General features: G+C 62.6%; 12 protein-coding genes and 1 riboswitch. Of the genes, 8 read left to right on the top strand and 4 right to left on the bottom strand.

Translation table 11 applies throughout. The features are described from left to right. Positions 1–18 precede the first annotated feature (18 nt). A complete protein-coding gene (locus DB032_RS24715) occupies positions 19–459 on the bottom strand; it encodes a pilin (protein WP_107797920.1) in 441 nt (146 codons plus the stop codon). Between the two features lie 13 nt (positions 460–472). After that, complete coding sequence (locus tag DB032_RS01080) at positions 473–895, bottom strand: pilin (protein WP_107797919.1); 423 nt, start codon at positions 893–895, stop codon at positions 473–475. 197 nt (positions 896–1,092) lie between these two features. Here DB032_RS01080 and DB032_RS01075 point away from each other — a divergent pair, with 197 nt between their 5' ends. The 4 genes from DB032_RS01075 (at position 1,093) to DB032_RS01060 (ending at position 6,511) form a co-directional block, all read left to right on the top strand. Next, positions 1,093–2,445 (top strand): adenosylmethionine--8-amino-7-oxononanoate transaminase, encoded by a 1,353-nt coding sequence (locus DB032_RS01075; protein ID WP_107797918.1) that lies wholly within the window; start codon positions 1,093–1,095, stop codon positions 2,443–2,445. Between the two features lie 102 nt (positions 2,446–2,547). Then, positions 2,548–4,050 (top strand): hypothetical protein, encoded by a 1,503-nt coding sequence (locus DB032_RS01070; RefSeq protein WP_146176548.1) that lies wholly within the window; start codon positions 2,548–2,550, stop codon positions 4,048–4,050. 189 nt (positions 4,051–4,239) lie between these two features. Continuing rightward, positions 4,240–5,358: a glutamate 5-kinase gene (gene proB / locus DB032_RS01065; RefSeq protein WP_107797916.1), complete on the top strand. Its 1,119-nt coding sequence runs from the start codon at positions 4,240–4,242 to the stop codon at positions 5,356–5,358. A 79-nt stretch (positions 5,359–5,437) separates the two neighbouring features. Next, positions 5,438–6,511: a PotD/PotF family extracellular solute-binding protein gene (locus tag DB032_RS01060; protein ID WP_107797915.1), complete on the top strand. Its 1,074-nt coding sequence runs from the start codon at positions 5,438–5,440 to the stop codon at positions 6,509–6,511. A 49-nt stretch (positions 6,512–6,560) separates the two neighbouring features. On the opposite strand, the gene DB032_RS01055 is transcribed toward DB032_RS01060, so the two are convergent. Continuing rightward, the gene (locus tag DB032_RS01055; protein WP_107797914.1) at positions 6,561–6,968 is read right to left on the bottom strand and encodes a hypothetical protein; all 408 of its coding nucleotides are present in this window, start codon (positions 6,966–6,968) and stop codon (positions 6,561–6,563) included. 117 nt (positions 6,969–7,085) lie between these two features. Further along, the gene (ruvB, locus tag DB032_RS01050; protein WP_107797913.1) at positions 7,086–8,120 is read right to left on the bottom strand and encodes a Holliday junction branch migration DNA helicase RuvB; all 1,035 of its coding nucleotides are present in this window, start codon (positions 8,118–8,120) and stop codon (positions 7,086–7,088) included. A gap of 88 nt (positions 8,121–8,208) precedes the next feature. After that, positions 8,209–8,355: riboswitch (FMN riboswitch) on the top strand. Between ruvB and ribB the strand changes: the two genes are divergently transcribed. The 4 genes from ribB to DB032_RS01030 all read left to right on the top strand — a co-directional run bounded on the left by ribB (position 8,340) and on the right by DB032_RS01030 (position 12,475). Next, entirely contained in the window at positions 8,340–9,140 is an 801-nt protein-coding gene (gene ribB / locus DB032_RS01045; RefSeq protein WP_370445181.1) for a 3,4-dihydroxy-2-butanone-4-phosphate synthase, read from the top strand. It overlaps the preceding riboswitch by 16 nt. A 52-nt stretch (positions 9,141–9,192) precedes the next feature. Then, entirely contained in the window at positions 9,193–10,602 is a 1,410-nt protein-coding gene (locus DB032_RS01040; RefSeq protein WP_107797912.1) for a HAMP domain-containing sensor histidine kinase, read from the top strand. Further along, positions 10,599–11,129 carry a hypothetical protein gene (locus DB032_RS01035; protein ID WP_107797911.1) on the top strand — a complete coding sequence of 177 codons (531 nt, stop codon included), beginning with the start codon at positions 10,599–10,601 and terminating at the stop codon, positions 11,127–11,129. The genes DB032_RS01040 and DB032_RS01035 overlap by 4 nt, the downstream gene beginning before the upstream one ends. Continuing rightward, entirely contained in the window at positions 11,126–12,475 is a 1,350-nt protein-coding gene (locus DB032_RS01030; protein ID WP_107797910.1) for a sigma 54-interacting transcriptional regulator, read from the top strand. Before DB032_RS01035 ends, DB032_RS01030 begins: the two co-directional genes overlap by 4 nt. The last annotated feature ends 270 nt before the right edge of the window (positions 12,476–12,745 follow it).

The following is a 12,745-nucleotide window of genomic DNA, read 5'->3' as shown; positions in this document are numbered from 1 at the left end:
TTTAGCGAAACAGCAACATTATCGACAGTTAGCTGGCAAATATTTAGAGGGAATAGCATTCGAGCCAACCCCAGAGCCATCACCGGATCGGCATGCCCAACTTACCGTACCAGAGGCAAGTGTCGGCACTAAGGAAAAGTACTTTGCATTCACATCGGAGTTAATATTCTGCATCTGAATAGAGATGATACCATTCGCAGAGATAGTTGTTTGGGTGACATAAGTCGAACTAGCAGAAGAGACTCCTGCAGATGCCAAAGTTCCAGGTAGCGTTCCTTGACTGATCGCATATTCCGAAACTGCTGTTTTGGCAGCACCTGCCGCATTCATGCCTTCTGTCACTTTGGCTCTTGCCGTATAGTCCTGATAAGCAGGAATAGCGATCGCTGCCAAAATACCAATAATAGCAACGACAATCATTAATTCGATGAGAGTAAAGCCTTGTTGAGTTTTTTGCATTGCAAGCTCCATTCTAATGACAAGAGGAAGGCACATACTGCGCATACGCCGCGTCCGAGGAACACAGCCACACAATAGTACCGCTACTCGTTACAGGGGTAAATGTTATCGACAAACCTGAGGCAACACTGCTATTAAAAGATACTGTTATAGTACTAACACCACCGGCACCACTACTAACCTGAACATTATTGACATATGAACCAGATAATGTATCTGGCAAACCTGCACTGGCATTTGAGCTTGGCCAATTATTATTTGTTAGGTAGTACTCAGAAACAGTAGTTTTAGCATGATCCGCATAAGTTAAACCTTCCGCCACCTTAGCTCGAACCACATAGTTCTGATAAGCCGGAATCGCAATCGCCGCCAAAATACCGATAATAGCGACAACAATCATTAGTTCAATCAAGGTAAAACCAGCCGCCTTCCTCATTGCTCGGCTCCAAGGCTTGATTTTATAGGGAGCGACTTATGCAGAAACCATGCCAGCGCCCTCTTCCACGGCCATCCCAGTCAATCCGACAGGCATAAACAGCGCAACAGGTAAAAATGTGACGTTTTAGGTCAGTCCGCTGCCTTCGCCCTCCCTGTGATAGCATCGAATGCTTAGTCTGAATACATAGAACAGATATGAGTGATAACCAAGACTGGCTGCAGCGCAGCTTCAACACCGTCTGGCACCCCTGCACCCAGATGAAACGCCACGAGGCTTTGCCCATCGTGCCCATCGCCAGCGCTGACGGCGTCTGGCTGAGCGACTTCGACGGCAAGCGCTATCTGGACGGGGTCAGCTCCTGGTGGGTCAATCTGTTTGGCCATGGCCAGCCTCGGATCAAGCAGGCGATCAAGGATCAGCTGGACAAGCTGGAGCACGTGATGTTGGCAGGCTTTACGCATCAGCCCGTGGTGGAGCTGTCGGAACGTCTGACCAAGCTCAGCGGCCTGGCCCACGTGTTCTATGGATCCGACGGCGCCAGCGCCACGGAAATTGCGCTCAAGATGAGCTTCCACTATTGGCGCAACCAGAGGCAAGCGGACAAAACACGTTTCATCAGTCTGGAAAACAGTTACCACGGCGAAACCGTCGGCGCCCTGGCCGTGACCGACGTTCCCTTGTTTTCCAACACTTACGCCGGCTTGCTGAAGCCGGGCCTGCGCGCGCCGTCTCCGGACGCCCGCCGCGCGCAGCCCGGTGAAAGCGCGGCCGATGCCGCGCTCAGAGCGATCCAGGCGCTGGAAAGCCTGCTGGCCAAACACGCGGGGGAAGTGGCCGCCGTCATCGTGGAACCCTTGGTCCAAGGCGCGGCCGGGATGGCGATGTACGATCCGCTGTATCTGGGCGAGCTGCGCCAGCTGTGCGACCAATATCAGGTGCACTTGATCGCCGATGAAATCGCCGTCGGCTTTGGCCGGACCGGCAGTCTGTTCGCCTACCAGCAAGCCGACATCACGCCGGACTTTCTCTGCCTGTCCAAAGGCATTACCGGCGGCTTCCTGCCGCTCTCCTGCGTGTTGACCAGCGATCCGATTTACCAGGCCTTCTATCACGACGACGTCACCCGGGGTTTCTTGCATTCGCACAGCTATACCGGCAATGCGCTGGCCTGCGCCGCGGCCCTGGCGGTGCTGGATATCTTTGCGGAGGAAGATGTTCTGGCCGTCAACGCCGCCAAGGCCCAGCGCTTCAACACGCTGATGGCTGGCTTGCGGGCACGGCCGGATGTCAGGGATTTCCGTCACCGCGGCATGATCTGGGCCTTCGAGGTCGACACCGCTCGAGCCGATTTCGCCCAGGCCTGCTTTGCCGCGATGCTGCGCCGCGGATGCCTGCTGCGTCCGATCGGCAACACCGTTTACTTCATGCCGCCCTACTCGATCACCGACGAGGAAATGGCCTTCCTGATCGCCGCCGCCGAAGCCACGCTGGAAGAACTGGCGCGCGCATCCAACACCGCCGACGGCCAAAGCATCGCTTTGCCGTGATCCTCCTTGCCATGGCGGGGTGAGTGCCCATAGCATGCGATTTGGCAAGATTTACATTGTGAATCGCCTTGCATGCCGCCGCTCATCCTGCCAGAACAAACTATGGATCCTCTGCTGATAGATACTCAACCGGATAGTGTGGCGGCATGGCTGGAGCGGCTGCCCTTCACCGACCTGCCCGAATGCGGACGCTTATTGAGCCAGTCCCTGCAAAACCTGTCCCGGGTTCCGCTGGACAGTCATTTGCGCCACAAGCTGCTGAAGCTGTATCTAAAAGCGGTGGACCGCTATTATCCGCTGCTGGAAAACGAGATTCGTCAGCACGACAGCCTGGGCACGCCAAAAGTGCGACAGCTGGCCTTGCTCAGCGTCGAGCTGTTTGCAATGATTTTCATCACTTTCAAACAGACGCTGCACGATCGCCTGGCCAAACGCAGCCTGCTGGATCGCGAACATCCGAAAATCGAGCTGATGGCCTACACCATGATGGCGGCGCGCCAGTTGCTGAGCATCAGCCAGCAATGTTATAGCCCGATCACGCCAGACTTCTGGTACGACTGCCACCAGCTGCATATCTTCGCCTGCAGCCGCGGCTGGCAAGATAAGGGCCTGGCCAACGATGACTCCATCCAGACCATTTATCTGCAAATTCTGCTGATGGGGCTGACGCCCAGCAATCGTCTCGCCCCCACCGAGCAGGCCTTGTCGCGGCAATTGATCTTCGACCTGGCCGCCAAGGCCCGGCTGATCCCGGTGGAAGCCTTGACCCAGCCGGTGCACGGCTATCTGGTTGACCAACAGATCGATTCCCCGCCGCGCTTTCTGCCGATTTCCGCAAGCAAATTGGGCCCCGGCTGCTTTCTGCTGGATCTGGAGCCGCTGCGCGACATTCTGGAGAAAAGCCGCGAAGCGCTACAAAAGGCGCAGAACAATCGCCAGCAAGGCCTGATGATAGACGAGTTGCAGCTCTTGTCCCTCTTGGTGGAGGAGTGGCATCAACCCAAACGCCGCCGCCACCCGCGGCTCAAGACCCAAACCATTATTGAAATCGTCGCCACGCTGCCGGGCATCTGGTTCCATCGCAACGATCTGAGCTGGCAGTTGCCCGGCATCGCCGCGGAAGAGGACACGCCGCGCCAACGCCCGCCGCCGCCGCCCTGCTTGCTGGCTATTTCCAACCAGAGCGACAACGGCTTGCAGTTGCACGGCCAACCGCGCGATCAATCTTTGCGCGCCGGCGAGTTGCTGCTGGTCACGCCGCCCAATCAGCCGGAAAACGCCAAGCTGGGCATCGCCCGCTGGGTCGCGCTGCGCGCGGACGGGCGGGAGATTGAATGCGGCGTGGAGTTCATCGGCGGGCCGCCCCGGCCCGCGCTGGCCGTGCCCAGCATTACCCATTCCGGCGACAGCTTTCAGTTCGTCTTGCTGCTGGCCACGCCTGCGGGCATGCCCAGATTGCTGTTGATGGCGGGACGCCCGTATAGCCAGTTGCGCGAATTCCGCCTGCACGACGGCGAATGGGAAAGCCTGATCCGGGTGTCGCGTCTGCACGCGCAGACTCCGCTGTTCCAGATCATGGAATACCGCGACAGCGAGCATTTCTGATCCAGATCAAGCTTTTATCGTGCCGCCTGGCCGGCCGGATGCCGCGGTCCGGATCAAAGCCCTTGTAATCAACGGGCTGGCGCCGTCGCTTGGCCGCCGGCGGACGCCCTCGCCGCTGGAGACGGTCCGCCCCCCGCTTTTTCGGGTACACTCCCCCGCATCTATCGTTTTCGACTTATGGAGTTTTGGATGCGCTCGGTTATTCACGCCGCAGACCGGATTGTGGTCAAGGTGGGTTCCAGTCTCGTCACCAATGACGGCAAGGGCTTGGACAGGGCGGCGCTTGATCGCTGGGCCGCGGAGATCGCCGAGCTGAAACGGCGCGGCAAGCAGGTGGTACTGGTTTCCAGCGGCGCGATCGCCGAGGGCTGCCAGCGCTTGGGCTGGACCGTGCGCCCCAAGGGCGTGCACGAATTGCAGGCCGCGGCGGCGGTCGGCCAGATGGGCCTGTGCCAGGCCTACGAAACCGCCTTCCGCGGCTTTGGCCTGCAAACCGCGCAAATCCTGCTGACCCACGAGGACCTGGCCGACCGCACCCGTTACCTGAACGCCCGCTCCACGCTGACCAGCCTGTTGAACCTGAACGCGGTGCCCATCATCAACGAGAACGACACCGTGGTTACCGACGAAATCCGCTTCGGCGACAACGACACCCTGGGCGCGCTGGTGACCAATCTGATCGAGGCCGACGCGCTGATCATTCTCACCGATCAGCAAGGCCTGTACAGTGCGGACCCGCGCAAACACCCGGACGCGGAATTCATCCACGAAGCCGTCGCCGGCGAAGCCCGGCTGGAAGAGATGGCCGGCGGTGCCGGCTCCAGCGTAGGCACCGGCGGCATGATCACCAAGATTCTCGCCGCCAAGCGCGCGGCGCGCAGCGGCGCGGCCACCGTGATCGCCTGCGGCCGCGAGCATCAAGTGCTGTCGCGCCTGGCGGACGGCGAAGGCATCGGCACCCAGTTGCTGCCGCCCACCAGCCGCATGGCGGCGCGCAAGCAATGGCTGGCGGATCATCTGAAGCTGTCCGGCCGTCTGGTGCTGGACGCCGGCGCGGCGCTGGCGGTGCGGGAACGCGGCACCAGCCTGCTGCCTATCGGCGTTTGTGCGGTGGAAGGCGATTTCCTGCGCGGCGAGGCGGTGGCCTGCGTCGATCAGGAAGGCAAGGAAGTGGCGCGCGGCCTGGTCAACTACAGCTCCAGCGAAGCGCGCACCATCATGCAAAAACCCACCCGCGAGATCGAAGCCGCGCTGGGCTATATGATCGAACCGGAACTGATCCATCGCGACAATATGGTCGCGCTGTGACGGAGGCGGAGGCGCCGCGGCGCCTTCGCTCCGCTTCCCTTTTTACCTTCCCATTCTTTGAACTTAAGGATTCACGCGTATGAAAAAGCTGGCCCTTTCGGCGCTTCTGGCTCTGACTTGGGGCTCGGCAATGGCCGAGGACGTACTCCATATCTACAACTGGAACAACGCCTTGTCCGCAGACACCGCCAAGCGTTTCGAACAATCGTGCAAATGCAGGCTGGTGCAGGACTATTACGGGGACAACGAGGAAATGCTGGCCAAGCTGGCCGCCGGCGCCAAAGGCTACGACATGGTGTTTCCCACCGCCTTCGCCGTCAGCACGCTGATCAAGCAGGGCAAGACCCAGCCGCTGAACAAGGCGCTGCTGCCCAACTGGAAAAACCTCAATGCCGGCTATCTGAACTTGAACGCGCCGTTCGACGCCGGCAACAAGGTGGCCGCGCCCACCGTGGTGTCGCTGACCTTGCTAGGCTACAACGAAACCCAGTTGCAAAAAGCCGGCGTGCTGCCGCAGGCCAACAGCTGGGCGCTGATCTTCGATCCCGCGGTGCTGGCCAAGATCAAGGGCAGGGTCACCGTGCTGGATTCTCAGCGCGAACTGATGTCCGCCGCCCTGCTCTATCTGGGCAAGGACGCCAACTCCGTCCAGCCAGCAGACTGGAAGGCCGCGGCCGGCGTGATCCGCAAAGCCAAGCCCTATTGGGCCGCCTTCAACAACCAGAGCTATATCAAAGAGCTGACCGTCGGCAATATCTGGGTGGCACACGGCTATTCCAACGATCTGTTCCAGGCGCAGCAGGACGCGCAGCACGCCAAACGCCCGTTCAAGCTGGCTTACCAGCCGCAGAAAGAAGGCAATATCCTGGCGGTGGACAATATGGTGGTGTTGAAGGACGCCCCGCGTCCGGACTTGGCGCACCGCTTCATCAATTTCATGCTGGACAGCAAGAACGCCGCCGAGATTTCCAACCAGATCGGCGCAACCAATCCGGTCAAGGCGGCCGAGGTCTTCTTCAAACCGCAGATCAAGGCCAATCCGGTGATCATGCTGGAACCGGCCAAGGGCAAATACGTGGCGCTGAAAGATCTGGACGTGAAATCCCGCCGCGATCTGAACCGCTTGTGGTCGCAAATCAAGATCGGCCGCTGAGCCGCGCCGCGCTTCAAAGAAAAATCCCGGTCATGGACCGGGATTTTTTTCATTCGTCGGAGGCCTGCTCGCCTTTGCGCATCTCCACCGCCTTCATGATCACATAGGCCAGCATCGCGCACAGGAAGAACAACAACATCACCCAGGCAATCGAGCGCAGGGTGTCGATGAAAGTATTGAACAGCTCCAGCAACCAGCGTTCGCCGGTCAGCTCCATCACCGTGCTGCCCTTGCCCGCCGCCGGCGGCAGGTACTTCTCCAGCGCCCACTGCCGCACGCCGCCGGACACGCCGGTGACCACGATGGCGAAGAAAATGTACTTGCGCCAGGCATCGGTCAAATCCCGTCCCAGGACTCGCGCCAGAATCTTGTTGACCGCCGGATCGAAAAAGCGCGCGGTGAAAATCGAAGTGGCGATCGCCACCGCCAAGGTCAGGCCGAACAAAGCGTAGAACATAATCATCCCCCGCCGCAGCGGAATGCGTGAAAGCAGGCATTGTACGCCCGCGCGGCGGCGGCGGCGATCAAGGGATGGCCATGCTGCTGCGCGCAAGCGACAGCGCCGGCCGGCGCGTCAATCCCGCAACGGCAGCCCAAAGTGCTGATAGGCCAACGCCGTCGCCATCCGGCCGCGCGGAGTGCGCTGCAGATAGCCTTGCTGAATCAGGAAGGGCTCGATCACGTCTTCTATGGTGTCGGTGGATTCGCCGATGGCGGCCGCGACGTTGTCCAGCCCCACCGGCCCGCCGGAGAACTTCTCCAGAATGGCCTGCAGCAGTTTGCGGTCCATGACGTCCAGGCCGGCCGGGTCCACGTCCAGCATCGCCAGCGCGGCGTCCGCCACCTGGGCGCTGACCACCCCGTCGGCCCGGACCTCGGCGTAATCCCTCACCCGGCGCAGCAGCCGGTTGGCGATGCGCGGCGTGCCGCGGCTGCGGCGCGCCACTTCGAACGCGCCGTCGTCGGCCAGCTTGACGTTCAACAAGCCGGCGGAACGGCTGACGATGCGGGTCAGTTCCTCCGCGTTGTAGAACTCCAGCCGCGCGACGATGCCGAAACGGTCGCGCAGCGGATTGGTCAGCATGCCGGCGCGGGTGGTGGCCCCCACCAGGGTGAACGGCGGCAGATCGATCTTGACCGAACGCGCCGCCGGCCCCTCGCCTATCATGATGTCGATCTGATAATCCTCCAGCGCCGGATAGAGGATTTCCTCCACCACCGGGCTCAGCCGGTGGATCTCGTCGATGAACAGCACATCGTGCGGCTCCAGATTGGTCAGCAAGGCGGCCAGATCGCCCGCCCGCTCCAGCACCGGCCCCGAGGTCTGGCGCAAATTCACCCCCATTTCGCGGGCGACGATGTGCGCCAGCGTGGTCTTGCCCAAGCCGGGCGGGCCGAACAGCAGCACGTGGTCCAGCGCTTCGCTGCGGCGCTTGGCCGCTTCGATGAAGATCTCCAGCTGTTCGCGCGCCTTCTTCTGGCCGACGTACTCGTCCAGCTGCTTGGGCCGCAAGGCGCGCTCCAGCGCCTCCTCCTGGCTGGACAGGCTTTGCTGGGTGACGATGCGCGGCTCGGGCGCGCCGCCGTACAGGTTGTCGGTTTCAATCATGGTGTCAGCCGCCGGCCAAAAAAACGAATGCCCAATCTTACCACCGCGCTATAATCGCCGCTGGCCCGCCCATCATCGCGGGCCAACGCAACGTCTTCAGGGCGGGGTGCAATTCCCCACCGGCGGTATGATCGCAAGATCGAGCCCGCGAGCGCTTCCGCTTCCCGGCGGAAGGTCAGCAGATCTGGTGACAGGCCAGAGCCGACGGTAATAGTCCGGATGAGAGAAGACGACATGGCCGCCTGCCGTGCTACGCGCGGCCGCGGCGTGTTCGCTGCGCGCTGGTGCGCGCGGGTTGGCTTGCGCCGGCCCTTTTCACGCCCTGGAACCTGTTTCTCAAACGACCCGAGGACCGTTTCCATGAGTATCGCCACACACCCCGACACCTTGTCCCAACGCGTAGAAGCGGCGCTGAACGCCTTGCGCCGCGGCCTGCCGGTCATTGTCCCCGATGATCACGACCGCGAGAACGAGGCCGACCTGATCCTGGCCGCCGACGCGCTGAGCGAGGCCGAAATGGCGCGTCTGATCCGCGATTGCAGCGGCATCGTCTGCCTGTGCCTGACCGCCGAGCACGCCGCCCGGCTGCAATTGCCGCCGATGACGCAACGCAACGGCAGCCGCTACGGCACCGCCTTCACCGTCAGCATAGAAGCCGCCCAGGGCGTGTCCACCGGCGTATCCGCCGCCGACCGGGTGCGCACCATCCAGGCCGCCGTCCACCCGCAGGCGCAGGCGGGCGACGTGGTCAGCCCCGGCCATGTCTTCCCGCTGGTGGCCGCCGCCGGCGGCGTGCTGAGCCGCCGAGGCCATACCGAGGCCGCGGTGGAACTGGCGCGTCTGGCCGGCTTCCAGCCCGCCGGCGTGCTCTGCGAGCTGATGAACCCCGACGGCAGCATGATGCGCGGCGCGCAAATCGCGGACTACGCTCAAACGCACGCGCTGCCCGTTCTGAGCGTGGCCGAACTGGCTGAATGGATTTCCCGCCAGAACTTAGCCGCCGCTCCGCTGTCTGCTTGATCTTTGCCCTTAGCCGCGGGCCTGCGCCCGCGGCGTCGACGCCGACCCCATCATGCTTCGTTTCGTTTCATTCCGCAGCCTGTTGCTGGCCAGCTTTCTGATCGTCGCCGTCGTGCCCTCGGCCGTGCTGATCCAGCTGCGCAACGAGCTGGGACACGCCGCCTCCACGCTGCGCTCGCATCAGGAGCAAGCCAAGGAATGGCTGGACGCCAATCGCGTGTCGCGCGAGCAATCCATTCAATTCGAACGCGCCACCCGCCAGGCTCAAATCCTGAAAGACCGCGCGCTGGCCAAAACCGCCGCCGGCGCCTGGCAGGAGATCGAGCTGGCGCAACGCAAATTGCAACGCGGCGACGACGACGAGTTGACGCTCAGCGCCCGGGCCATTCTGGCGATCCAGCCGCAACTCCAGGCCCTGCCGGCGCGCGCCGGCGCGCAACGCGACCGCTTGTTCCGCCAGTTGGACCTGCACCTGACCGCGCAAGGCCAATTGATCAACCGCCAACTGGAACAAAGCCAGCGCCAATGGCAGGACTCGATCACGGAAATGCGCCGCACCGCCGACCGCCTGGCCTGGCTGTCGCTGGCCTCCGCGCTGGCGCTGGCGCTGGCGATGACCTTGTTGATCAGCTGGCCGCTGCGCAAGCTGCAAGCCAAGATCGCGCGGATGAGCGACGGGGCGCGGCTGCAGGACTGGCGCCAGTCCGGCCCCGCCGACCTGCAGCGTCTGGCGCGCGAGCTGGCCCAGCTAGACCGCCGGCTGGCGGCGCTGGAAGAACAGAAAGGCCGTTTCTTCCGCCAAGCGTCCCATGAGCTGAAAACGCCGCTGGCCGCCATCCACGAAGCCGCCGCGCTGCTGCGCGAAGAAGTGATAGGACAGCTGTCCGCTCAGCAGCAGGAGATCGTCGCCATCCTGCAAAACAATGCGCAAACCCTGCGTCAGCGCGTGGAAGCCTTATTGCGCTATGATGCCGGCCAATGGCTGTCCGAGACGCTGACCGTGGAAACCTTCGACCTGCCGGCGCTGATTGCGGAGCGGCTGCAGGCCAGCCGTCCGCTATTGCAGGCCAAACGCCTTGCCGCCGACGTCCTGGGCGATGCGGATCGGGTCAACGGCGACCGCTCCAAAGTGGAAACCATTCTGGACAATCTATTGATCAACGCCATCCGCCACAGCCCCGCCGGCAGCGCCTTGAGCCTGCGCCACGGCCGCGACGCCGGCGGCGTCTGGCTGGAAATCCGCGATCAAGGCCCCGGAGTGCCGGACGCCTATCGGGAAAAAATTTTCGAACCGTTCTGGAGCGGCTCGCCGCCGCCAGGCGAACTGCCCGGCACCGGGCTAGGCCTGGCGATGGCGCGCGGCTTCGCCCAATTGATGCGCGGCGAACTGACGCTGGAATCCAAACCTCAGGCCGGCGCCTGCTTCCGCCTGCAGTGGCCGGAACCGGAGAACAAGACATGAAGACATCTCGCTTTTGGGCTCTCAACGCGCGCCGGCTGCTTTGGCTGTGCGGCCTGCTGGCCCTGAGCGCCTGCGCTCATCAAGGCCAGCCGGTCGCCGTGCCCGCCGCGCCCATCATCCGTTGCCCGGACGCCAACCAGATCCTGCTGCTGCTGAGCCAGACGCGGGAAATCCAGGCGCTGAGCCTGGCCGGAAGGGAAAGCTGCGGCAGCGCCCGCTTGCTGACTCTGCTGCAACAGGCGCAGACGGCGGAGAGCCGCGCCGATGTGCAAAAACTGCAGGCCCAATTGGAAAGTCTGCTCGCCAAAACCGATAATCTGGACCCGGCCAGCCAGGGTCTTGCGCGGCTGCCGCTTCAACAGCTGCAGGAAAGACGCAAGCTGGCGGAAGCGCTGGAACGACAGCAGGCGCAGAACCGCGATCTGCAAAAACGCTACGACGACTTGAACGGCAAGCTCAACGCCTTGCGCGAAGTCGAGCGCGAACTCCAGCTAAAACCCAGCAAAACCAAAGGAGGTCAGCCATGAGCGCCATCGCCCGCATCGTCTTGGTGGACGACGATCCCGATCTGTTGCGCTTGCTCGGCCTTCGCCTCGGCGCCGCCGGCTACGAGGTCGAAGCGCTGGACAGCGCTGAAGCGGCCTTGAACGCGCTGGCGGCCCGCCGCGCCGACTTGCTGCTGACGGACTGGCGCCTGCCCGGCATGGATGGTCTGGAACTGTTTGAGCAAGTCCGCCAGCGCTACCCCGCGATGCCGGTGATTCTCCTGACCGCCCACGGCACGGTGCCGGACGCCGTGGAAGCGGTCAGCCGCGGCGTGTTTGGCTATCTGGTCAAACCCTTCGACGGCAAGGCGCTGCTGGACAAGGTGGCCCAAGGGCTATCGCTGGCGGGCCCCGGACGCGCGGTCGATCAGGCCGCGGCCGGCTGGCGCTCCGGCCTGGTCAGCCGCAGCCCGGCGATGGAGGAACTGCTGGCCGAGGCCCGCATGGTCGCCGCCACCGGCGCCAGCGTGCTCTTGCGCGGCGAAAGCGGCACCGGCAAGGAAGTGCTGGCCAAGGCCATCCACCTGGCCAGCCCGCGCGCCGGCCAGCCCTTCATCGCGGTCAACTGCGGGGCGATTCCGGACAATCTGCTGGAAAGCGAGTTGTTCGGCCATGAAAAAGGCTCGTTCACCGGCGCCAACGCGCGCCAGACCGGCCTGATCCAACAGGCGGACGGTGGCACCCTGTTCCTGGACGAGATCGGCGATATGCCGCCGCCGCTGCAGGTCAAACTGCTGCGCGTGCTGCAAGAGCGCGAGGTGCGTCCGGTCGGCGCGACGCGGGCGACCCCGGTGGATATCCGTCTGGTGTCGGCCACGCATCGCGAGCTGGAAGCGCTGATTCAGGAAGGCAGCTTCCGAGAGGACCTGTTCTACCGCCTGAACGTGGTGTCTCTGCGCCTGCCGCCGCTGGCGGAACGCCGCGAAGACATTCCTCTGCTGGCCGCGCATTTCCTGGAAAAAATCGCCACCCGCTATCAAAAGGCCGTCAGCGGTTTCGCCGCCGACGCGCTGGAATACCTGAGCGCGGCGCCCTGGCCGGGCAATATCCGACAATTGGCCAATGTGGTTGAACAATGTTGCGTGCTGACCACCGGCTCTCTGGTAACGCTGGCGCAAGTACAGAAAGCCGTCGCCAGTGAAGAAAGCGCGATTCCGACGCTGGCGGAAGCCAAGCGGCAATTCGAACGCGACTATCTGGAACGCCTGTTGCGGCTGACCGGCGGCAATGTCAGCGACGCCGCGCGCCTGGCGGACCGCAACCGCACCGAGTTTTACCGCTTGCTGCAAAAACACGAACTGACGCCGGCCGCCTTCAAGCTGGAATAAGCGCGGCGACGCGATCGGCGTGACGGAAACGGAGCGCCTCTACGCCTGTCGCCGATCGGCGACAGGCAAAACCCCAAGCAAATCAAAGCCCTGCCCATCTCCACCGACATTCTGTCGCCTAACGGCGACAGAATGGCCGCTTCCTGCAATCAAACTCAAGCCACAAAAAACGCAAAGCTTTGATAAATAAGAAAAAATCAAAGCTGGCACGCCTTTTGCCATAGGGAAAGCGCAAATGATCGAAGCGCGGCAGACTCAAGCGCAAGCGAT

This window comes from Chromobacterium sp. Panama (assembly GCF_003052555.1).
Taxonomy (GTDB): domain Bacteria; phylum Pseudomonadota; class Gammaproteobacteria; order Burkholderiales; family Chromobacteriaceae; genus Chromobacterium.
The sequence above is the reverse complement of the archived record's forward strand: the minus strand, read 5'-3'. Positions and strand labels throughout refer to the sequence as shown.

What these genes read in the sequence shown, in the direction of transcription:
- DB032_RS24715 (WP_107797920.1), bottom strand. Translation starts at nt 459, where the DNA reads ATGCAAAAAACTCAACAAGGCTTTACTCTCATCGAATTAATGATTGTC.
- DB032_RS01080 (WP_107797919.1), bottom strand. Translation starts at nt 895, where the DNA reads ATGAGGAAGGCGGCTGGTTTTACCTTGATTGAACTAATGATTGTTGTC.
- DB032_RS01075 (WP_107797918.1), top strand. Translation starts at nt 1,093, where the DNA reads ATGAGTGATAACCAAGACTGGCTGCAGCGCAGCTTCAACACCGTCTGG.
- DB032_RS01070 (WP_146176548.1), top strand. Translation starts at nt 2,548, where the DNA reads ATGGATCCTCTGCTGATAGATACTCAACCGGATAGTGTGGCGGCATGG.
- proB (WP_107797916.1), top strand. Translation starts at nt 4,240, where the DNA reads ATGCGCTCGGTTATTCACGCCGCAGACCGGATTGTGGTCAAGGTGGGT.
- DB032_RS01060 (WP_107797915.1), top strand. Translation starts at nt 5,438, where the DNA reads ATGAAAAAGCTGGCCCTTTCGGCGCTTCTGGCTCTGACTTGGGGCTCG.
- DB032_RS01055 (WP_107797914.1), bottom strand. Translation starts at nt 6,968, where the DNA reads ATGTTCTACGCTTTGTTCGGCCTGACCTTGGCGGTGGCGATCGCCACT.
- ruvB (WP_107797913.1), bottom strand. Translation starts at nt 8,120, where the DNA reads ATGATTGAAACCGACAACCTGTACGGCGGCGCGCCCGAGCCGCGCATC.
- ribB (WP_370445181.1), top strand. Translation starts at nt 8,340, where the DNA reads ATGAGAGAAGACGACATGGCCGCCTGCCGTGCTACGCGCGGCCGCGGC.
- DB032_RS01040 (WP_107797912.1), top strand. Translation starts at nt 9,193, where the DNA reads ATGCTTCGTTTCGTTTCATTCCGCAGCCTGTTGCTGGCCAGCTTTCTG.
- DB032_RS01035 (WP_107797911.1), top strand. Translation starts at nt 10,599, where the DNA reads ATGAAGACATCTCGCTTTTGGGCTCTCAACGCGCGCCGGCTGCTTTGG.
- DB032_RS01030 (WP_107797910.1), top strand. Translation starts at nt 11,126, where the DNA reads ATGAGCGCCATCGCCCGCATCGTCTTGGTGGACGACGATCCCGATCTG.